At 50.5% G+C, this 19,833-nt stretch carries 27 protein-coding genes, 1 tRNA gene and 1 pseudogene; 21 read left to right on the top strand and 8 right to left on the bottom strand.

Going from position 1 to position 19,833, the window contains the following annotated elements:
• Nucleotides 1-42: 42 nt before the first annotated feature.
• A complete protein-coding gene (locus tag ACFMKP_RS16030; RefSeq protein WP_382293066.1) occupies nt 43-456 on the bottom strand; it encodes a helix-turn-helix domain-containing protein in 414 nt (137 codons plus the stop codon).
• Nucleotides 457-553: 97 nt separating this feature from the next.
• On the opposite strand from ACFMKP_RS16030, the gene ACFMKP_RS16025 reads away from it, so the two are divergent.
• The 18 genes and pseudogenes from ACFMKP_RS16025 to ACFMKP_RS15940 all read left to right on the top strand — a co-directional run.
• On the top strand, nt 554-757 hold the full coding sequence (locus ACFMKP_RS16025; protein WP_382293064.1) for a hypothetical protein: 204 nt from the start codon (nt 554-556) through the stop codon (nt 755-757).
• Nucleotides 758-780: 23 nt separating this feature from the next.
• Nucleotides 781-1,116 carry a hypothetical protein gene (locus tag ACFMKP_RS16020; RefSeq protein ID WP_382293062.1) on the top strand — a complete coding sequence of 112 codons (336 nt, stop codon included), beginning with the start codon at nt 781-783 and terminating at the stop codon, nt 1,114-1,116.
• A 102-nt stretch (nt 1,117-1,218) separates the two neighbouring features.
• Nucleotides 1,219-1,428 carry a hypothetical protein gene (locus ACFMKP_RS16015; RefSeq protein WP_152976663.1) on the top strand — a complete coding sequence of 70 codons (210 nt, stop codon included), beginning with the start codon at nt 1,219-1,221 and terminating at the stop codon, nt 1,426-1,428.
• Nucleotides 1,429-1,697: 269 nt separating this feature from the next.
• On the top strand, nt 1,698-2,051 hold the full coding sequence (locus ACFMKP_RS16010; RefSeq protein ID WP_382293060.1) for a hypothetical protein: 354 nt from the start codon (nt 1,698-1,700) through the stop codon (nt 2,049-2,051).
• Entirely contained in the window at nt 2,038-2,253 is a 216-nt protein-coding gene (locus ACFMKP_RS16005) for a hypothetical protein (protein ID WP_382293058.1), read from the top strand. Before ACFMKP_RS16010 ends, ACFMKP_RS16005 begins: the two co-directional genes overlap by 14 nt.
• Nucleotides 2,250-2,459 carry a hypothetical protein gene (locus tag ACFMKP_RS16000; protein ID WP_382293057.1) on the top strand — a complete coding sequence of 70 codons (210 nt, stop codon included), beginning with the start codon at nt 2,250-2,252 and terminating at the stop codon, nt 2,457-2,459. The genes ACFMKP_RS16005 and ACFMKP_RS16000 overlap by 4 nt, the downstream gene beginning before the upstream one ends.
• Nucleotides 2,434-2,661, top strand: a complete 228-nt coding sequence (locus ACFMKP_RS15995) for a hypothetical protein (RefSeq protein ID WP_382293055.1) — start codon at nt 2,434-2,436, stop codon at nt 2,659-2,661. Before ACFMKP_RS16000 ends, ACFMKP_RS15995 begins: the two co-directional genes overlap by 26 nt.
• Nucleotides 2,662-2,770: 109 nt before the next feature.
• Entirely contained in the window at nt 2,771-3,223 is a 453-nt protein-coding gene (locus ACFMKP_RS15990; RefSeq protein ID WP_382293053.1) for a hypothetical protein, read from the top strand.
• Entirely contained in the window at nt 3,220-3,987 is a 768-nt protein-coding gene (locus ACFMKP_RS15985) for a hypothetical protein (protein ID WP_382293052.1), read from the top strand. Before ACFMKP_RS15990 ends, ACFMKP_RS15985 begins: the two co-directional genes overlap by 4 nt.
• A gap of 53 nt (nt 3,988-4,040) precedes the next feature.
• Nucleotides 4,041-5,105: a hypothetical protein gene (locus ACFMKP_RS15980; RefSeq protein ID WP_382293050.1), complete on the top strand. Its 1,065-nt coding sequence runs from the start codon at nt 4,041-4,043 to the stop codon at nt 5,103-5,105.
• Nucleotides 5,092-5,898, top strand: a complete 807-nt coding sequence (locus tag ACFMKP_RS15975) for an ATP-binding protein (protein ID WP_382293048.1) — start codon at nt 5,092-5,094, stop codon at nt 5,896-5,898. The genes ACFMKP_RS15980 and ACFMKP_RS15975 overlap by 14 nt, the downstream gene beginning before the upstream one ends.
• Nucleotides 5,898-6,119 carry a hypothetical protein gene (locus ACFMKP_RS15970; protein WP_382293046.1) on the top strand — a complete coding sequence of 74 codons (222 nt, stop codon included), beginning with the start codon at nt 5,898-5,900 and terminating at the stop codon, nt 6,117-6,119. The genes ACFMKP_RS15975 and ACFMKP_RS15970 overlap by 1 nt, the downstream gene beginning before the upstream one ends.
• Nucleotides 6,116-6,346 (top strand): hypothetical protein, encoded by a 231-nt coding sequence (locus ACFMKP_RS15965; RefSeq protein ID WP_382293044.1) that lies wholly within the window; start codon nt 6,116-6,118, stop codon nt 6,344-6,346. Before ACFMKP_RS15970 ends, ACFMKP_RS15965 begins: the two co-directional genes overlap by 4 nt.
• Before the next feature lie 45 nt (nt 6,347-6,391).
• Nucleotides 6,392-6,652, top strand: a complete 261-nt coding sequence (locus ACFMKP_RS15960; RefSeq protein WP_382293042.1) for a hypothetical protein — start codon at nt 6,392-6,394, stop codon at nt 6,650-6,652.
• 151 nt (nt 6,653-6,803) lie between these two features.
• Nucleotides 6,804-7,160: a hypothetical protein gene (locus ACFMKP_RS15955; RefSeq protein ID WP_382293040.1), complete on the top strand. Its 357-nt coding sequence runs from the start codon at nt 6,804-6,806 to the stop codon at nt 7,158-7,160.
• The gene (locus tag ACFMKP_RS15950; RefSeq protein ID WP_382293038.1) at nt 7,151-7,360 is read left to right on the top strand and encodes a hypothetical protein; all 210 of its coding nucleotides are present in this window, start codon (nt 7,151-7,153) and stop codon (nt 7,358-7,360) included. Before ACFMKP_RS15955 ends, ACFMKP_RS15950 begins: the two co-directional genes overlap by 10 nt.
• On the top strand, nt 7,360-7,548 hold the full coding sequence (locus ACFMKP_RS15945) for a hypothetical protein (protein WP_382293036.1): 189 nt from the start codon (nt 7,360-7,362) through the stop codon (nt 7,546-7,548). The genes ACFMKP_RS15950 and ACFMKP_RS15945 overlap by 1 nt, the downstream gene beginning before the upstream one ends.
• Nucleotides 7,520-8,485, top strand: a pseudogene (locus ACFMKP_RS15940) (recombinase family protein); the annotation flags it as partial. The gene ACFMKP_RS15945 and the pseudogene ACFMKP_RS15940, both read left to right, overlap by 29 nt.
• Nucleotides 8,486-8,910: 425 nt before the next feature.
• Here ACFMKP_RS15940 and ACFMKP_RS15935 read toward each other — a convergent pair.
• The 4 genes from ACFMKP_RS15935 to aspS all read right to left on the bottom strand — a co-directional run bounded on the left by ACFMKP_RS15935 (nt 8,911) and on the right by aspS (nt 11,851).
• Nucleotides 8,911-8,985 (bottom strand) — tRNA-Gly (locus tag ACFMKP_RS15935).
• A 115-nt stretch (nt 8,986-9,100) separates the two neighbouring features.
• On the bottom strand, nt 9,101-9,499 hold the full coding sequence (locus ACFMKP_RS15930; protein WP_382293035.1) for a FixH family protein: 399 nt from the start codon (nt 9,497-9,499) through the stop codon (nt 9,101-9,103).
• A 52-nt stretch (nt 9,500-9,551) separates the two neighbouring features.
• The gene (locus ACFMKP_RS15925) at nt 9,552-9,947 is read right to left on the bottom strand and encodes a hypothetical protein (RefSeq protein WP_382293033.1); all 396 of its coding nucleotides are present in this window, start codon (nt 9,945-9,947) and stop codon (nt 9,552-9,554) included.
• Between the two features lie 119 nt (nt 9,948-10,066).
• Entirely contained in the window at nt 10,067-11,851 is a 1,785-nt protein-coding gene (gene aspS / locus ACFMKP_RS15920) for an aspartate--tRNA ligase (protein WP_382293031.1), read from the bottom strand.
• 262 nt (nt 11,852-12,113) lie between these two features.
• On the opposite strand from aspS, the gene ACFMKP_RS15915 reads away from it, so the two are divergent.
• The 3 genes from ACFMKP_RS15915 to ACFMKP_RS15905 all read left to right on the top strand — a co-directional run bounded on the left by ACFMKP_RS15915 (nt 12,114) and on the right by ACFMKP_RS15905 (nt 16,142).
• A complete protein-coding gene (locus ACFMKP_RS15915) occupies nt 12,114-12,716 on the top strand; it encodes a hypothetical protein (protein WP_382293029.1) in 603 nt (200 codons plus the stop codon).
• A 145-nt stretch (nt 12,717-12,861) separates the two neighbouring features.
• On the top strand, nt 12,862-15,102 hold the full coding sequence (locus ACFMKP_RS15910) for an SPFH domain-containing protein (protein WP_382293027.1): 2,241 nt from the start codon (nt 12,862-12,864) through the stop codon (nt 15,100-15,102).
• A 161-nt stretch (nt 15,103-15,263) separates the two neighbouring features.
• Complete coding sequence (locus tag ACFMKP_RS15905) at nt 15,264-16,142, top strand: DAK2 domain-containing protein (RefSeq protein ID WP_382293025.1); 879 nt, start codon at nt 15,264-15,266, stop codon at nt 16,140-16,142.
• 59 nt (nt 16,143-16,201) lie between these two features.
• Here the strand turns inward: ACFMKP_RS15905 and ACFMKP_RS15900 are convergent, their stop codons facing one another.
• From ACFMKP_RS15900 to ACFMKP_RS15890, 3 genes are all read right to left on the bottom strand, one after another.
• A complete protein-coding gene (locus ACFMKP_RS15900; RefSeq protein WP_382293023.1) occupies nt 16,202-17,629 on the bottom strand; it encodes an MDR family MFS transporter in 1,428 nt (475 codons plus the stop codon).
• 119 nt (nt 17,630-17,748) lie between these two features.
• Nucleotides 17,749-18,594 carry an AraC family transcriptional regulator gene (locus ACFMKP_RS15895; RefSeq protein ID WP_382293021.1) on the bottom strand — a complete coding sequence of 282 codons (846 nt, stop codon included), beginning with the start codon at nt 18,592-18,594 and terminating at the stop codon, nt 17,749-17,751.
• Between the two features lie 2 nt (nt 18,595-18,596).
• Nucleotides 18,597-19,799: a PP2C family protein-serine/threonine phosphatase gene (locus ACFMKP_RS15890; protein WP_382293020.1), complete on the bottom strand. Its 1,203-nt coding sequence runs from the start codon at nt 19,797-19,799 to the stop codon at nt 18,597-18,599.
• Between the last annotated feature and the right edge of the window lie 34 nt (nt 19,800-19,833).

The raw sequence follows: 19,833 nt of genomic DNA, 5'->3' as shown, positions 1-19,833 counted from the left end.
CAAAGATTATCAAATTTGTAGATGCTATGCTTGAAGCGCGGACTACTTCTTGTGAAGATACCCTTGAATATAGGCCTGAATTACGCGTAAATCCTCAGCCTGGAGTTGTGCTAGATCTGAAACAACCGATCGCAGCTCCGGTAATGAGTTCACCAGAATCGAAATCTGTTCTTCTGGTAACTCTCCTCGAAGATCAATATCGAAGCCGCAAACTGTAATAAATCGTGCCAGAGGGATATTCAATGCTTGGCTTAATCGATCAAGCGTCTCTAGCTTTGGAACCGATTGAGGGTTCTTAAAAATATTACTAAGAGTTGATCGATCAATACCTGCGGCATCTGCAAGCTGGCTATCCAGCCAGCCTCTTGCATTTAGTTCAGCTCGTAAAAACGCCGCTAATCCGTTTGCCATTCCGTTCCCCAATGCAGTCTTGAGAGGGCTAATTAAGTGCATCATATCATAATCCTTAGATTGTACACAACATATGTGTACAAAGTGTTGACTCTTCATTGAATTAGATCTATAATTGAATTAATTCAACAGGAGCATTTGTATGAAACTAGTGCGTAAACAAGTTCTTTTGGAAGAATCTACCATTCCCTACTTAGAAAGAATTGCTGAGATAAAAGGTGTGAGCGTTAGTTGTCTCCTAAGGTGGGCCGTAAATGATCATCTCATTCCCTTTTTTTTACCTGTTGATTTAATTGATTCAACTATTGATTTAATTCAACAATCTGATCATAACCAAGCAGCATAACTATCACTAGTAAGGAGCCAACCATGCAAACGATTGATACTATTCACATTCGTCGGTCATCAATGCAAGCCTTCGCCCCATCCTATCCTGTCCCAACGCAGGCCTTTCCAATATCCGCTGCCCCGATTAGCCCTCTCAAGCCAACAACCAAAATCAAGAAGAACCGCAAAGCCAAAAAGCCGCAATGCACGTGCCCTGTCTGTACAACACAACGTGCTGCGAATGGTGTTTTTCACTGCATCAAAGATCGCGATTACTCGGCCTACATCAACGGCCAATCGCTTGGGAGTCGTGCAACCCAAAGTGATGCGGACACCCTGCTCCGCGATTACCACTACACCAGCCTGACCAAGTTTTAGTTTCAATTCCTAAGGATAGCGGCTATCGGCTGCAAGCCATATTGCAGCGCTGGAAGCGTCACCAGCAACTAATTATCAATCATCAATCGACAGGAGTTTTTGATGGCAGCCAAAGTCAAAGTTTTTTCGGTCACTCGCGAAGATGATGCCTACCTTGCAGCAGCGTTAGCCGAGCGGAAAGTCAATGAATGGCTTGAAAGTAATCCAACCATCGTTCCAACGAGTCTCTCTACGGCCTATGCCTTTGATCCTGAAACCGACATTGCCGAAAAGCGCCATACCTATACCGTTGCCGTTGCTTATACCGAGTAAAAGCTTTGGCCTGAGCAGCCCATAACCTGCTCACCACTGGCACCTTAACAAGTTGCGAGATTCCACAAGAGTCTCGAAGGACGTTGCAAGATGTTGCGCGCACCCAGCGCGGGATCTGCCAGTCCGATGATCGCACGGTTTTGTTTTGCGATCATGGACGAGCCTTGCAATTGTTCAGGCAGGAATTCACGCATGCCTGCCCAAAGCACACTATCAAAATATTACTACAGGGAGTCGTTTTTGTATCTCAGTTTATTGATGAGGTTGTGATGATTGAACTGCTTATTTGCACGCTTGGCTGTGCCATTAGCTTGGCCACTGAGCACCTTGTCTTGTGGGATAACCCATGGAGGTTACGCCCACCCATCACCTACATGATCGGCATGCTCACGATCATTGCATGGTTCTCGCTTTTCTGTTGGCTGGTTAGCCCGATTTATCTCTTTTTTGGAGTGGCCTTGTTGCTCTTATCGGGTGGAGCGGGGCTGGTGGTGATTCTTGGCTATTGGCTGCGCAAGGTATTTAGCGCCAAAGATCAGGCCGCATTTACCGCTGGGCAGCTTAGTCGGTCGGTTCCCGAACCGCTGACACAGGACTTTATCGATACCTATGGCCAGCACTAAACAGCATGAGCGTTGGGCGGAGATCACGGATGCATTGGCGTTGCGGGGCAACGCCGACGACGCGTTCGTTGAAATCGCCCAACGTTCCCGCGAACCTGTAATTTTGCAGTTTGTTCAAAAAGGGCGTGAAGAGTTGGCCAAGCAACGCCAACGCCTGATCGCGCTGCGTGATGCAACTGAGAAGGAGCCAAAAAAAGAATGAGTTTTCAAATTGTCATGAACTATGGCGAGGCCGATGTGGCCTTGGCCATTGGCACGCTTGACCAAGAAGAGGCGCTGATTATTCAGCGCCAACTTACCACTGTTGCGCGAGCAGTATTCGCAGATATTGGTGTTATCGGCTTGGACTGTTTGCCATCGTACTATGTTGAGGAGCATGTCAATGACAGCTTGGATTCACACCAGTGATGGTGAATTCGAAAATCTAGGTGATGCTATTGAAGCCTACCGAGAGCGACAACGCAAGGCCGATCAAGTTGAGCGCCGTGCGGCGTTCCATGCAGTCCAAGCCGACCCCAAAGTGAGGGCTTGGATTGAGGTCGCCGAGCGCGAAGAAGCACTTCGCACGGCAGCACGGACACAATGTCCAAACAAAAAGCCCACGGCATAGGCCAATGGGCTTTCGTTTACCGTTCACCAGCACCGATTCATGGTCAAGATGAATTGGTGCTTTTTGTTTGAAGCTTTTGCCAGTATAGCATGTTTAGTAGGAGTTACCAATGATCGACAGCATCATTATTACCGATAACGCTACTATCACGAACTATTCGGATAGTGGGTTAGTTCTTCATGAGCCAAACACCGATTGTATCGTAGTTGGTGAAACGGTTCAACAAATACTTATTGGTCGCGCAGCCAACGAATTAGTAGAGCAGTGGAACGAAATTGTGTTTACCAGTACCGATGCTGGCTCGATGTTCGTTGATCTCGATCTCTTCGATATTCTTCTCCAAAACCTTGGCTACAATGGCAACTTCGATCCTGATCTCAATCTCAAAATAACCTTTTGCAAGAGCCGCGGTGGTGCTTCGTTTTTACAATTTGAGTGGCGCAATGAAGATGAAAATTCCGATCAGCGCCGATTTGCATGGTTGGCACCGCTCGGTCAATCAATTAGTGGCCCGATTAAAAGTCACAGCGCACTGAATGCAGCAAATGGCGAGGATGTATGAGCACTGCTTTATCACTAATTGAGCAAGTCGTTGTCCAGGGCGATCTTGCCAAACTCACCCCACCGCAACGGGTTGAATACTATCATCGGGTTTGCGAATCGTTGGGGCTAAATCCATTAACCCGCCCATTTCAATATCTGCAACTCAACGGCAAGCTCCAGTTGTATGCCAGTAAAGATTGCACCGAGCAGCTGCGTAAACGCGACAACATTAGCGTCACGATTGTGAGCCGCGAACTGGTTGAAGGGGTCTACGTTGTTACCGCGCGGGCTGAAAATGATCAAGGCCGCCGCGATGAAGCAATTGGGGCCGTGGCTATTGAGGGCTTGAAAGGCGATAACCGTGCAAATGCCATGATGAAGGCCGAAACGAAGGCCAAGCGCAGAGTAACGCTTTCGTTTGCTGGGCTGGGAATGCTTGATGAAACGGAAACGAGCAGTATCCCTGATGCGCGAGTGGTCACGATCGATGAGCATGGCGAAATTATTGGCACATCGGAATCACGATCGCTGCCAGCTGCACCACCTCAGCCCAACCCTAGCCCAGTTTCTGAACAACCAACCAAGCGCGAACGGATTGCCAAATGCCGTGGCTGCGCAGCCGAAATTGTATGGGTTGGCACGATGCCCTACAACACCAATGGCCATGGCCAACGAATCGAGCAAACCCATTGGGAAACCTGCCCCAAAGCCCATCTCTTCCGCCGAAACAAGCGCCCAACCGCTGCTGAACAGGCCGAGCGTGATGAAGTCTTTGATAACTAACTGATCGTTTTGCTGAGCGCCTTGCGGGGCGCTCATTTGTTTAAAGGTGTGCTATGACAACCGGAAATGCATGGGTTGATGCGATTGGCCAACTGCCAATCGAGGGCAATATTGTACCGCCAGCGTGGTTTCAACATATTACATTCGAGAATGGAAAGCCCCATGCCTGTGCGGTGATCTTGCTTTCCGACATTGTCTATTGGTATCGCCCAACCATTCTCCGCAACGAAACCACGGGCCATGTCACAGGCAGTCGCAAGAAATTTCGCGCGGATATGCTCCAGCGCAGCTACGACAACTTTGCTGATCAATATGGGTTTACCAAAGCCCAAGTCAAAGCAGGCATTAACGCCTTGGTCGAAAAGGGGTTAATTGTGCGCGAATTTCGCTCGGAAACCGTGAATGGGCAGCGCTTAACCAATTTGCTCTATGTTGCCCCGATTGCCCATGCCATTGCCAAGATTAGCACCCCCCTCTGTGATTCTAATGCCATACCTCCCTCAACAGAATCGCATACCTCTCCCAATAGAATGGCAGAGGTGGGTGATTCTAATGGCACACCTCCCCCAACAGAATCGCAGACAAATACAACAACTACACAGAGACTTCCCAAAGACTTCCCAACAACATCAACTCCTGCGTCGCATGATGCAAATGATGATGTTGTTGTCGTCGAGAAACCATCACGCCGATCACAAGTTGCGACCGAGACCTATCTTCTGCTCCGAAACCATAATCCGCCCATTGGCGCTGCTCGTGAATTTGCCCATGAGGATTATGCCCAAGTCAAGGCCTATTTAGCCCATGCCGATGCCGCAGGCTATCACCCTGCGCAGATCGTCGAGAATTTGCGCGCTGGCTTGCATCGCCAGCCTGCTGCTCAACCCGCCGCTGCCGAGCCAACCCAGTCTGATGAACAAGTGGCTGAATGGCCCGCGTGGTTGCCTGCTGATCATGGCTTGCCCGCAGAGATGGCCTCGTGGATGAGGCAAGCTATCTGGATTGAGGAACGCGGCGAAATTGAAATCCCCAAACATAACGAGCGCTTCCGGCGACGCTTCAGCTACTGGCTGACACCGCTTGAAGCTGCCTTACGAGGAATCTATGCAACGCATTAATTCAAACTTGGCCAGTGTGCTCACGCCACCAGAGCCACAACCATCACCGCCCAGCCTACCGTGGGAACCAAACGCAACCTGCCCACACTGCAACGGTGCAGGCTATTTTGTTTACGATGTCGATATTCATCACCAGATGTTTGGCAAATTGCAAACCTGCCAATGCCTGCAACAACGCCAAAATGAGCGCCGACGTGGTGAATTACATGCCAAAAGCGGCCTAGCCTCATTTCGCGGCAAGACCTTCGCTACCTTCGATAACGCGGTTGCTGGCGTTGGGGTTGCGGTTGGGGCCGCCCAAGCTTTTGCGGCCAACCCCGATGGATTTTTGACCTTGGTTGGCAATCCAGGCTGTGGCAAAACCCACTTAGCCCAAGCGATTGGCAACGAGCTGCAAGCCAGTGGCTTCGAAGTCGTCTGGTCAACTGCACCCGATGCTTTGCGCTTGCTCCGTTCGACCTTCGACCAAACTAGCGCCAAGCCCAAGAATAGCTTCGATGAGCAATTCGAACTCTTCCGCAAAGCCCCAATTCTGCTGCTCGATGATCTTGGGGCCGAGAATGCCACCGATTGGGGCAAAGAAACCTTGTTCCAGTTGCTCAACGAGCGCTACGAATATCAACGTCCAACCGTGATTACCAGCAACTTACACCCGAACACCACCGAAGCCAATCGTCGTTTTGGGATGCGCTTATGTAGCCGCCTGCTCGATGCGGTGCAGGGCCAGTTGGTGGTTTTGAACGCTGCTGATTATCGTCGCCGTGATCCGATGGATCGACTGGGGGCCGCCTGATGCGCCGCAAACCGGTGAGTTTTACCGCCGCGCGGCTGGTGTGGGCTGCAGTGAGTCTTCGACCACAAGCGACCGTGCGCGATCTTGCTACTGAAGTCAAACTCGGGTATAGCACCGTTGCCCAAGCGCTGTTGGTGCTGCGCGATGCTGGCTATATCGAGTTCACCTCGCAGCGCTGCGGCTGCCGCAAAATTATCATTCCCTTGCTGGCTGCCGCATGAGCACCCTGATCAATCTTGTTGGCACGCGCTTGGAGATTCAAGAGCATTTACACAATGGCAATCTTGCCGCTGCTCGAAACCTCATCACCAATCGCATGCTTGCGCCGTGGCGCATGGCCAAGTGGCTCACTCCAGCCCAACAGGCCGCGTTGGCTGCACCACTGCCCAACGAACCCATGGCCCAGCCCAAACGCGAAGTAACCCAATTAGCCTTGGAGCTTGTTTGATGAATCCGTTTGATGGAACCACCCCACATGAGGAGCAACCACACGATGAGCAAACCGTTTCTGATTGACCAATCTGCCTATCCTGTATCAGGCTCTGGCGGTCTCTGGCATACCGATGAGTTCTACTTGATGGAAACGCCCTATGGGTTTTGTACCATCTATCATTCGCCTGAGCGCACAGTCATCAAGATCATCACACACGGCAAACGTCATACCAAAATTATGGCGAATGTGCAATCGAAAAAGCATGCGGTGACGTTGGCCAAGCGATTCATTGATGAGGTGCTTTGTGGCTACCGAGAATAAACCTACACCTGATCACCAACCATCAACCCCCGATCCCCAACCCAACCAACCACAACCAGAACCCAAACCGATTACCAATGCAGAAAAACAAGCAGCGATCGAGTGCTTTCGCCGCTTAAGTGACAAGCATCAACCAACATGAGGACAATACATGCCAGCGTATAACTTCAAGCCCCAGTTTGCCGATGCGGTTGCTAGTGGCACGAAATCCTGCACGATTCGCCCGAAGCGCAAACACCCAACCAAACCTGGTGATCAACTCAAGCTCTATACCGGAATGCGCACAAAGCACTGCCGTCTGCTGCGGAAAGCAACATGCGCGAGCGTTCAGTCGGTGCGGATCAGTGCCAATGGAATTGAGCTTGATGGAGCAAAAATGACCGCCGCCGATGAACTAGCCTTGGCCCAAGCCGATGGCTTCACTAATGTTGCCGAAATGCTCAGCTTCTTCAGCGCGGTCTATGATGGCTTGCCCATTGAAAACATGGAGCTAATTCGATGGAACTAGACCAACCGCCGCAATATAGGATTCGGATAACTCAACGGCGAACAAACCAAATTCGCTATCTCGATCGCCATGATCTTCTAGTCCCCAAGCAATTTGCCCAAACCTACGATTACACCACCGCTTGGCGGATTGTGAATCGCCTGCAATGTGATGATCGCTATCATAATTTCGATCTGGAGCTAGAGGAGATGACCAGCTGATGAGTGTCCAAGTGCAAATTCAACCCACACTGCCCACCGAGGCAGTTTTTTTTATTGAAATTGAGCCAGCCGACCCTGGCACCGACCATGGCTTGATCAATACCTTGATCGATATTCTTGCGAACTTGTGTACTATAGAGGACACAGGAGGAAAGCAGCATGCGAATAGCGATCTATCGGCGTATTAGTACGGAGGAACAATCGGATTTTTCGCTCTCGGCCCAAGAAGCGAAATGTTTAGTCTACATCGACGAGCAACAGTGGATGCATGTCAAAACCTATACCGATGAAGGGGTGAGTGGTGCGAAGGAATCACGGCCCGCACTGGATCAACTCCGCCACGATGCCAAACTCAAGTGCTTTGATGTGATTCTGGTCCACGACCTCAGTCGTTTGGCCCGTGGGATGCGGATTCAAGAAAACATCTTGCATGACTTCATGAATCTCCGCGTGCGCTTGATTGCCTTGAAAGATGGCTTTGATAGCGCCAATCCGCAATCGATGCTCATGGCTCAGTTCATGGGTATCATCAATCAACAATATCGGGACAACCTACGCTGGCACACCCAGAAGGGCTTGCAAGAAAAAGCGGCCCGCGGCCACTGGGTAGGAACCGTCCCATGGGGCTATCGCGCACTTGATAAAAACACGATTGCCCCTGATGACAACGCCCAGTATATTCGCCAAATTTTCACCTTGTATGCCACCGGTCAATATTCGCTCAGTGCCCTCGCTGATCACATCAATGAACTGCAATCTCGCCATTGCACCCGTGATTTTATTCGGGCGGTGCTGAGCAGCCGAGCCTATTTGGGCTATGTGCATTGTGGAAAGGAGTATCAAGGGAATCACGAGCCACTGGTAACCGAGGATGTGTGGCAAGCATGCCAAGCGATTCGCAATGAGCGCAGCGGTGAACGCCGGATCATGCAGAAGCCCAAGGCAACCATTAAAGGCTTAATCATGTCGATTATCTGTTGTGAGCGCTGCGGAGCCACGATGTGGCAGCATGTGAATAGTAATATGGGCAAAGCAACGCCCATCTATTATTACCGCTGTAGTGGCAATAGTCGTCGCACCTGTAATGCTCCGCTTTCACGCATGACCAAAGTCGATCAAATGGTTTTGGATATGCTTGCCAGTTTCATGCTCGACGATGACCAAATTCAACGGGTTATGGAGGGACTTCGCCAGCGACATCCTACGCCACCGCCAGCGATTGATCACGCGAACATTCAAGCGCGAATTGATCGACTTACCCTGGCATGGTCGCACGGCAATCTGTCTGATGCAGTCTATAACCGGGAAGTGGCCAAACTCAAAGCACGCTTCGACGAGCAGCCAAAACAACCGCAGCAAATCGATATTACGAAAGCAGCAACGTATTTGCGCAATGTCCCCATGTTGTTGAACGCGGTTGGATTACACGAGCAACGAAGAATTGTACAGGAATTACTGGTGAAAGTGGTGGTTCGTGAGGGATTAGTGGTTCGTATAAAGCCAACAGCGGCGTTTGCGCCGCTGTTTCCCCAACAATTTGATGTTGTATTTGGAGCGGGAGACGAGACTCGAACTCGCAACCATCTGCTTGGAAGGCAGATGCGCTACCATTGCGCTACTCCCGCATCGGTTGTGTTAGCGCCAATAATGCCCGAAGTTAGCGAATTTGTCAAGTCTGATCAAGGCTAAAGTGTGATTGAACTAGCCCTTCAGGTTTAATGAAGGGCTACTTACTTGGGTTTATTCAGGGACGTTAAAATCAAAATTGGCTTGATATTCTTTGCCAGCAAATTCGGCAAACACGCTCACTGACCACGCCCCGCTCATGGTGTAGATGCCTTGGGCGCGATAATTGCCGTTGCCTTCGCCTTTGGCCAAGGGCTTGTTCTGGCCCATCGGCATCGACGGCATATCAATATCCAAATAGACATCGGCATTATCAACGGGCTGACCATTTTGGCTGACATTAATCACCCACGTTTGGTCGGTGTTTTGGCTCAGCGGGCTTTCCGACGTGAGCTTGAGCGTCACGCCATCAACGGTTTTTTCGACCGGAGCCGGTACCTGCGCCCCATCATTGCCGCCACACGCAACCAAACTTGTCAATACTAATAAACAGATCAAAAGTCGTTTTAACACAAAATACTCCTCAAAAATAGCATTATTCAGTAGCAATTTAATTGATATGCGCTCATTTTGGCGGCGGTGCAAGCGGTGGCTGTGAGGCTTGGCTTTGCCAAATCAGTGGCGCAGCGCAGTATTTACGCCAACGCCAGATTAACATCATCATCAAGCCATCATAACCAAGGAGTTTAAATAGCCCTTGGTTGGCTGGATTGGGGTTTGAGTTGGGAGCATGAGTATGCAAGCCACTGGCTGGTGGCTGCGATTCGGCAATCAAACAGATAAATATTCCCGCATCGAGCGGTTGATTTGCTTCGCTCAATTGATTTGAGCGATCGCAATGCCATAAGCAACTCAGCGGATTCAGCCAACCAAGCATAAGGATGCAGAGTAAACTCAGCCAACGCCGCTGGTTGCTTGAAACGCTTGGGTGCTCGATTAAACGTAACGTCGCCGTTTGCATGCCAATCCATACATTCGATAATCACTCAAGTTATCGTATCACAGATTTTGGGGGCTTAAATGCTTCATTGCCCACAGTTCAATTAACTATGAGCAATGAAGCGCTTAATAATCAATTAATTAGCCGCGTGGCTCAACGCCATCGGCTAAGCGCAAGCCAAGCTCACGCAATTGCTTGCTATCGACCGATGAAGGTGCGTTCATCATCAAGTCTTCGGCGCGTTGGGTCTTGGGGAAGGCAATCACGTCGCGAATGTTGTCGGTATCAGCCAACAACATCACCAAGCGATCGATGCCTGGGGCCATGCCGCCGTGTGGTGGCGCGCCATATTCGAAGGCTTCCAACATATGCCCGAAGCGTTTTTGAATTTCTTCTGGGCTGTAGGGCAAGCGATCAAAAATGTATTGTTGAATGCTGCGATCATGAATCCGAATTGAGCCTGATGCCAACTCGTAGCCATTGCAGACCAAATCGTAGGAAGCGGCCCGCACGCCTTCGAACTCGCCGCGCTGCATTTTCTCCACATCAGCAGGATTAACCATACAGAAGGGGTGGTGAGCAGCATCCCATTCGCCGCTCTCGGCGTTGTATTCAAACATTGGGAAGTCGATCACCCATGCAAAATGCATCAGATCTTTGTCGGCGAGATCAAGCCGTTTGGCCATTTCGCGTCGCACTTTATCCAACGAGGCCGCGACAACTGCTGGTTTATCGGCAACATAGACGATTAGATCGCCTGCTTCTGCTGCGGTCGCAGTTTTCAGTTGCTCAAGTTGGGCTGGCTCAAAGAATTTAGCGATTGGCGAGCGCACGCTGCCATCAGCTTCGATTGCCATCCATGCCATGCCTTTGGCTCCGCCAATTTTGGCAACTTCTTGCAGATCGTCAATTTGCTTGCGCGAATAGCTGCCACAGCCAGGCAAACGAATCGCTTGCACCTTGCCACCGCTGCTGAGTGCGCCAGTAAACACACCAAATTGGCTATCTTTGACAATTTCGCCAACATTGACAAACTTCAAATCGTAGCGCAAATCGGGCTTGTCAGAGCCATAATATTCAATCGCATCGGCGTAGGTCAAGCGTGGGAAGGGCGAAACCAGCCGTTTGTGAGGCGTAACATTGGCAACCAATTCCGTCATCAAACGCTCAACCACGTCGAGCACATCATCTTGCTCAACAAAGCTCATTTCAATGTCGAGTTGGGTGAATTCTGGCTGGCGGTCGGCGCGCAAATCTTCATCACGCATACAGCGCGCAATTTGGAAATACTTGTCGATGCCCGAAACCATCAGCAATTGTTTGAGCTGCTGGGGCGATTGGGGCAAAGCGTAAAATTCGCCTGGGTGCAAGCGGCTTGGTACGAGGTAGTCGCGTGCGCCTTCGGGGGTGCTTTTCATCAAAATTGGGGTTTCAATTTCCCAAAAACCCTCAGCATCCATCCAATCGCGCATAAATTTGATGGTGCGATGGCGCAAGCCAAGGATATGCTGCTGGCGTTCGCGGCGCAATTCGATATAGCGATATTTGAGCCGCAGCGCTTCATCTTCGCCGCCATCACGATTGACCAAGATCGGAGGAGTTTTGGCAGTGTTGAGGATTTTGGCGCTTTGAACTTCGATTTCAATTGCGCCAGTATCCAAATTGACATTCTCTGCGCCAGCAAGCCGTGATCGCACGCGGCCAGTTACTTGAATCACATACTCGTTTTTGATGCTATCAAGCACAGCCCGCGCTTCAGGATTCGACGACGGGTCGACAATCACTTGCGTCAAGCCATAGCGATCGCGCAAATCGATAAACAGCACCGTGCCATGGTCACGGCGGCGATGAACCCAACCAGCTAACGTCACGGTTTGGTCGATGTGGTCGCGGCGCAACTCGCCGCAAGTGTGAGTTCGGAGCATACGACTGCTCTCCTCGCGTTTGGATAATAACAAAGCCAAAGCCACGCCAAGAAGCGGCACGTCGGTGTGCAACCAGCGTTGAGATCGCGGCTAGAGCCGTTGGGCGACAACACAATGTTGCGTATTTTAACACAAGGATGGTGCTTGTGTCGCATCTGGCTTTTATGCTATCCTTCAGCAACCATCAATCGCAGTTCTTCAGCTGCAACATTTTAATAATTACCACGTACAGAAGCTACACTCGGATGTGGAGAAAACGCTCATGAAGGTATGGACAACGTGGTACAACCTACCATTTTTGATTAGTCTTGGTCTTGGTTTGGTTTTTGCGGTTTTGCAAATCGTTGGTGGCTTCGGCGATCACGATAGCGATGCCGATCTTGATAGTGATGGCCACGGTATGTTTGATGCTGCCCTCGATACGCTCGGGGTTGGCAAAGTGCCCCTCATGTTTATCCTCGTCAGTTTCTTATCGCTCTTTGGCTTAATTGGGTTGTTGCTGAATGCCGTGGCAGTGCAAATTGGCAGCGGCTACCAGAACTGGTTTTTTGGCCTGATTTTGCTATTGAGTTTGCTGCTGGCCTTTTTGGGTACCAGCCGCACCAGCAGAATCTTCGCAAAATTAGCTCCCGAAAGTACCAACGCGATTGGTTTTGAACAATTGGTTGGGCGGGTTGGCCGCGTTAGTAGCCCAACGATTAGTATGACATACGGGCGGGTTGAGGTGCGCGATCCCCATGGCTTATTACACACGGTGTTTGCCCAATTAGCCACTGGCGAGCCATTGCCAATCAATACCGAGGTCGCCTTGGTTGAATACGATAGTACGAAACGTTGTTTTATTGCCAAACAATTTCGCCATTAGGATAGATTATGGGTTGATATTGAGGAATAATGCAATGTAAGGTTAAACTTTTTGAAAAGAAGGAATATTAAACGAGGGAACGTCTCTAGGGTGGCTATTTGAGTATGTATATGTACCATCCCTGGTTATAAAGGAGTAATCGATAATGGAACAAATTGCAATCTTGGTTGGGGTCGCAATACTGGTCGTAATTCTGTTGATAGTCGTGTTTTTTGCCTTGGTCAATCACTTTTATGTCAAAGCTCCTGCTGATCGTACCTATGTGCGAACTGGTGGCAGCAAACCAAAAGTGGTTTTCAACGGCGGTAGCTGGGTTATTCCAGCCTTTCACGAAATTACGTGGGTTGATTTGCGCACGATGGATATTGATGTTGAGCGTACTGAGGCCAATGCCTTGCTCACGATTGACCCACAATATGCCGATATTCGGGCAATCTTCTATATCAAAGTTAACCCAATTGCCGAAGATATTGAGCGCGCCGCCCGAACGATTGGTGGTAAAGAAGTCAATACTGATAGTGTCAAACGCTTGGTCGAAAGTAAATTGGAAGGTGCGTTGCGTGACGTAGCCGCAACCTTTACCTTGATGTCATTGCACCAAGAACGTGAAAAATTTGTTGAACGAGTGCAAAATTTGGTTCGAAGTGATTTAGCTGAAAATGGTTTGGTATTGGAAGCTGTTTCGATTACTGCATTGAAGAGTGCCCGCCAAGGCAGCTTTGGTACCGATGATGTGTTCGGCGCACAAGTGGCCCGCGCCAATGCAGAAGTTATTCAGCAAGCGCTCAAACAACGCAATGAAATTGATCAATTGACCCAAACTGAAATTGCCAAGCGCAATGCAACTGCTGAGCAAGAGCGCAACACGATTGAGCGCCAAAAGCAGCTGGAAATTGCTCGCCGTAATGCCAGCACCTCGCAGGAGCAAAATGATATTGAACGCTCAAGCGAATTGGAAATTACCCGCCGTAATGCTGATGTTGACCAAGAAAAATTGAATTTAGAGCGGAATCTCTCGCAAGCGCGTGCCACCCAACAACGTGAAATTTTGATTCGCGAATCAGAAGAGCGCACTGCTGCCGAGCGTGTTGCCTACGAGCAACAACAATCTGCTGAATTAAGTCGGGTTGAAAAAGAACGCACCATCGCCGAAGCAGAAAAGCTCAAAGAACAAGCGGTGATGTTGGCCGAACAACGCAAACAACAAGCGATTCAGTTGGCCGAACAAGAACGCCAGCGCGAAGTGCAACGCAGCCAAGTTTTGCGTGAGCAAGCGATTCAAGTGGCCGACCGCGAACGCCAAGTTGCCTTGGCCCAAGAGCAAGCCAAACTTGAACAAGCAGAAAAAGATCGTTTGGCAATCGCTGCCGAGCGTGAAGTTGCCGAGCAAGGCGTGGTCACGGTGCAAGAACGAGCCGCTGCCGAACGTGAAGCTCAAATTCAAATTATTAATGCTGAACGTGATGCGAAGCGCGAAATTATCAATCGCAAAAACGAAGTCGAGCTAGAAACCTTCCGCCAAATTAAGCAGGCCGAAGCCGATGCTGAAGCCTTGAACAAGAAAGCAACCGCCGAAGCAACTGCCGCAATCAAGATGGCTGAAGCGCGTCGCACCGAAGCCCAAGCCATGTCCGATGCAGAAATCTTGCGCGCCGAAGCCAGCAAGGCCACGGTTGCCTCGCAAGGTTTGGCCGAAGCCGAAGTTATCAAGGCCAAAGCTGAAGCCGCTCGCATCGAAGCCGAAGCAATTCGCGAACGTGGTTTGGCCGAAGCTGAAGCTGCGCGGGCCAAAGCGCTGGCCGAAGCTGAAGGCCAAAAAGCCTTGGCCGAAGCCTTGGCTGCCCACGCTGGGGTGGCTCAAGAGCTGGAACTTGAACGGATTCGCATGCACGCCCAAGTTGAAATTGGCGTGGCCCAAGCCAAAGCCATGGGCGAAGCAATGGCCGCGATGGACTTCAAGCTTTATGGTACGCCAGAAACGGCCCAACAAATCCTGCGCATGATCGGCTTGGCCGACGGGGTTGGCAGCTTGATTAACACCGCACCAGCTCCATTGAAGGAGCTTGGCAATCGCTTGATCAGCCGTGTGTTGCCAGCCAACGGCAATGGTAATGGCGATGCTGAAAAGCCAGCCAGCAACGATAATGGCATGAACCTGACCTCGGCTCAGCCAGTGTTGCGCGAAGCAGCCTTGATTGCCAGCCAATACTTGAGTGCCGAAGAATTGCAAAGCCTAACGGTTGGCGCAGCTCTCGAACAAGTGTTGAGTGTTGCCAGTGCCGACCAACAGCCAGTGTTGCATAAAGTGCAGGGAATGCTGCAATTGATGCCACAATTGGCCGCCCAACCATTGAGCAGCGTGCTGATGTTGGTGCAAAATAGCTAAACTAGTGTGCGATGGCTGCTCGTACTTGACCAGTGCGAGCAGCCATTGCTGTTTAACAATTGAGTTTCGCCAGCCAAGCTGCTAGAATCGTGATAATTGGTGGTACGAAAATCGCAGTAGTAGCTGTAGGATTATGTGCTTAGCACCAAAGGAGTTGTTGTATGTCGAAGGCATTGACCGACCTGTTTGCCGAAATAACCAACAATTTGGCTGATGAACGCGATTCATTGAATGCACTTGATGGGGTTGGCGATGGCGATGCTGGCGATAATATGGTCAGTAATTTTGAAACAATCACCAATACGCTCCGCCAAAATGAAGGCCAAGGCTCGGTTGATCAGGCTTTACGTGCTGCTAGCCATGCCTTGCGCACCTCGGGCAAAGGCCCAACCGCGCCAATGTATGCCAACGGTTTAGACCAAGCTGCCAACGATCTTGCAGGCAAGACCTCGTTTGGGGTCAACGACATTATGAAATTGCTGGGCGGTTTGCTGGGCGGGGTTCAAAATACGCCTGGGGTCAAGCAACAAGGCGAGGGCGGGATTCTCGACGGCCTCGTGCCTGGCGTAACCACCTTTATGCAATCGCGTAATAACGGCAAATCGACGCTCGAAGCGCTGATGGATGGCTACAAAGCCTCACAACGTGGCGCATATGGCACGAGCCAGCAAGGTTCAGGCTTTGGTCTATTTGGCAATAACGACACATCTGGCAAGATCGATCCAGGGGCTGCTGGCGCTAGCTCGTTGCTTGGCAGTTTGCTGCAAACTTTGCTTGCCAATGGCCTTAGCGCAGGTCGCGGCGAGCCATCCAAAACCAGCGGCTTTGAAGAGTTATTTGGTGGCGGCCAACAACAGCAACAACCGCCTCAAGGCAGCGGTGGCTACGGCGACCCACTTGGTGGCTTAGGCGATTTGTTTGGTCAATTGTTCGGCGGCGGTGGCGGCATCTTTGGCGGCCAGCCCCAACAACAGCAACAACGCCCAAGCAGCCGTGGCGATGATCCCAAGCCACGCTTGCGCGACCAAGAAGTGATTTAAGCTCGAAGTGATTTAAGCAGAGTGCGGCGCATGAATTTGGTTCATGCGCCGCCGCTTTTTTAGGCCGCCGAATGGCCTAATTCGCTGTGCTCGCCATGTTCAGCCATGGTTGCCGCCGCATCGCGATCGCGGATGAAGAGCGCCACACAGGCCGAAATAAAAGCTAAAACTGCCGCTGCCATAAAGGCATATTGGTAGCTTTGGGCATTTTGATTGATGCCCGTGCCACTATGATTGAGCGCCAAAACGCTGCCCAAAATTGCCACGCCCAAGGCTGAGCCAAGTTGTTGTTGCATGTTGAAAATCGCTGAAGCCTGACCAGTTGAAGCATGGGGAATTTGGGCAAATACTGCTGCTTCAATTGGCAAAAACAGGTAGGCCATGCCCACGCCAGTGCCAAACATCAAGGCTCGCACCAACCATAAATTGGTTTCTGCATCAATCGTGCTCATCAGGCCAATCATAACGGCAACTCCGAGCACGCCGCCAAAGGTCAAGCGCCGTGGGCCAACTTTGGGGTAGAGCCGCGCCACAAGTTGGCTCGAAAGCACGACCCCAATTGCTTCGGGCGAGGTGGTCAAGCCCGATTCGAGCGCGCTTGCGCCAGCGACATTTTGCAGAAATTGCGGCATCAGAAACAGAATCCCGGTGAATGCCGCCGAGCCGAAAATTGCCACCAAATTGCTCACCCGAAACAGCGGAATCGAAAACAGCCGCAGATCAAGCATTGGCTTGGCTTTGGCTAATTCGACAAATACCAGTGCTGCAAGGCTTAAAATCCCAATCGCTGCGCTGCTCAGAATGAGTGCCGAACTCCAGCCTTTGCTTGCGCCTTCGGTCAAGGTGTAGAGCAAAGCTGCAAAGCCAGCGCCTGCCAAAATAAAACCCAGCCAATCGAAGGCCCCAACTTGTTCGCGCTTAGGGGTTTGCAGCCAAAGTGCACCAAAGATCAAGGCAGCCAAGCCAATCGGGCCATTGACAAAAAAGACCCAATGCCACGACAAGCGATCGACCAGATAGCCACCCAATACTGGCCCGACTGCTGGGGCAATTACGGTTGGAATAATCAAAATCCGCGAAACTTGAATCCGTTGGTGTGGTGGAAAGGTTCGAAAAAGCATCGTCGTGCCAACTGGCATGAGTGCGCCAGCAGCGATGCCTTGGGCGGCACGAGTTAGCATCAATTGCTCAATATTTTGGGCCAAACCACATGCCATCGAAGCCAAGGTAAACAGGCCAAGTGAGGTCAAAAAGACCCATTTGGTGTCCCAGCGGTCGCTCAGCCAGCCGGAAGCGGGAATCACAACCGCAATACAAATTAAGTAGATCACGACGATGGCGTTGATCGCGCTACTGCTGGCCCCAAAATCTTGCTGAATGGTGGCGAGGGCGACGTTGATAATCGTGCCATCCATAATGCTCATAAACAATGCCGCCACAAAGACGACACAAACTGCAATTTTTTGATCGATGACGATCCGTTTCATGAAGACCTCGTGCTTGAGTGCTACCAGATTGCTGGCTAGTACGTGCTGAAAACTAGCCATCGCTCTATTGTACTCATTGATTGCGCTGGAAAAAATGGAAAAATTTTGGCCCTAACATATCATTTTTTTGTGCTTTGTTCGCGATAGCGGCGCGGCGAAATGCCAAGCTCTTGCTTGAAAAACTTGCTGAAATGAAAGGGATCGTGAAAGCCGAGGTTGTGGGCAAGCTGCTGAATTGGCAGGCTGGTAAATTGGAGATAGCGCTGGGCTTCGAGCAAAACGCGCTTGAGAATTAGGCGTTTGGGTGGTTGGCCACTATATTGGCTACTAATTTGGGCCAATTGCGTTTTGCTCAGATTAAGCTGGGTTGCATAATAGTGAATGTCGTGGTGTTGCTGAAATGCCTGCTCAAGCAAGCCCAAAAATTGGCGATAGATAGCATAATTTGGCTGCTGTGGCTGGTCGTGGGCTGCTTGATTGAGGCGCTGGCTTTGCCAAAGCAAGGTTAATAATAAATGGCGCAGGCTGTGATATTTGGCTGCACAATCTTCGCGTTGATATTCTTGGGCCAATAAATCAAATAAACTATCGATTATGTGGCTATCGGGAGCGCTAAGTTGCAGCCCGCCATTGGCTCGAAACAGCGGTTGCTGATCATGGGCTTGGGGTTGCAAAAATGCTTGATCATAACGCACATAATAGCCATTAAGCTGATCAGCTTGCTCAAACACATGCACCTGGCCTTGGGCAACCAAGGCTAAAGTGTGGGCTTGCAAGCGATACGATTGTTGGTCAACTTGATGGCGACCAGTGCCTGCCTTAATCCAAAGCAGCTCGTGAAAGCTATGTCGATGGGGCAAATTAACCACATTTGGCAGTTGCTGCGGCTCAAGTTTGGCGATGAAAATCGGTGCCCAAGCACTATGTTCAAGTTGAATCTGCTCAATCTGATAGTTATTTGACATAACTATTGAACAGCTACCACGACTAAAGTGATGTCGTCGTGGGGCTGAATAGTGTGGCTGTAGCTACGAATTGCCGCTAAAATTGCTTGCACAAACTCCTGCGGGTGGTTACTGGGCATGGTTTTGACCAGATGCAACAGATTTTCAAAGCCCCACATTTCGCCTTTGGCATTTTGGGCTTCAACCACGCCATCGGTGTAGAACACCAACAAATCGCCAGCTTGCAGGCTGATGCTTTCTTGAACATAGGGCATTTGCGGCCCCATGCCAAGCGGCAAACTACCCTGAATTTCCAAAAACTCGACCGTTTGCTGGCGACGACGTAAGGGTGCTAATTGGCCTGCATTGGCTAAAAGCATGCTGCTGGTTTGCGGATTGAACAAGGCTACTTGCAAGGCCACAAAGTTGTTGGTTTGGCGTTTGGTGCGCAGCCAACGATCAAGCTCACTGAGCACGGCGGCTGGTTCGGCGTGATCATAAATCTCCGATTGCAACACGCCCAGCGTAATGCCCATCAACATTGCAGCACTGACGCTCTTGCCCGTCACATCGCCAACGCTAATGCACAAACGCCCGTCGGCGGTTAAATCGTAGCTTAGCAAATCGCCGCCAACTTCGTGCGCAGGAAAACAACCACCAGCAATTGCTAAACCATTGATTTCGGGAGCTTGATCGGGCAATAACCCTTCTTGAATCATCCGAGCGAGGCGCAATTCTTCCGAGAGGGCAGCATTTTTGCGGAGTGCTTGACGACCTTTTTCTAAATCATTCAAGATACGTTCGGCAGTATAAAACAGTGCGGTGGTGCTGGCAGAGAGCAACGAACCCAAAATAATCCAAAAAATAATGAAATTGAAGCGCTCGGGCGCTGGAATGAAAAACAGGCCAAAAATCACTGCATAGATGATGCTTGCAATCAGTCCGCCAATAAAAACGGCCAGTGACCAAGCCCGAATTGGCGACCAGCTGCGACATTGGGCAATTGGCATTGTCCAGCGCAAGAGGAAAAAGACCAGCGACGGCGCGGCGATGCCAATCGAATAGCTCGAACCAAAAGTTAGCAGCACATTTTCGAGCTTTACTCCAGAGGTAGCGACCGGAATCAGAATAATAAAGCCCAAAACGGTTGAGAGCAGCATCGACCAGCGCAGCAGGCGGCGAAATGGCATTGGGGTGTAGGTATAGCTGGTTCTGGCGGCTTGCATGAGTTCCTCTGGCCAATGAAGCTTCAATGGAGCA

Source organism: Herpetosiphon sp. NSE202 (assembly GCF_042688385.1).
Classification (GTDB): domain Bacteria; phylum Chloroflexota; class Chloroflexia; order Chloroflexales; family Herpetosiphonaceae; genus Herpetosiphon.
The sequence above is the reverse complement of the archived record's forward strand: the minus strand, read 5'-3'. Positions and strand labels throughout refer to the sequence as shown.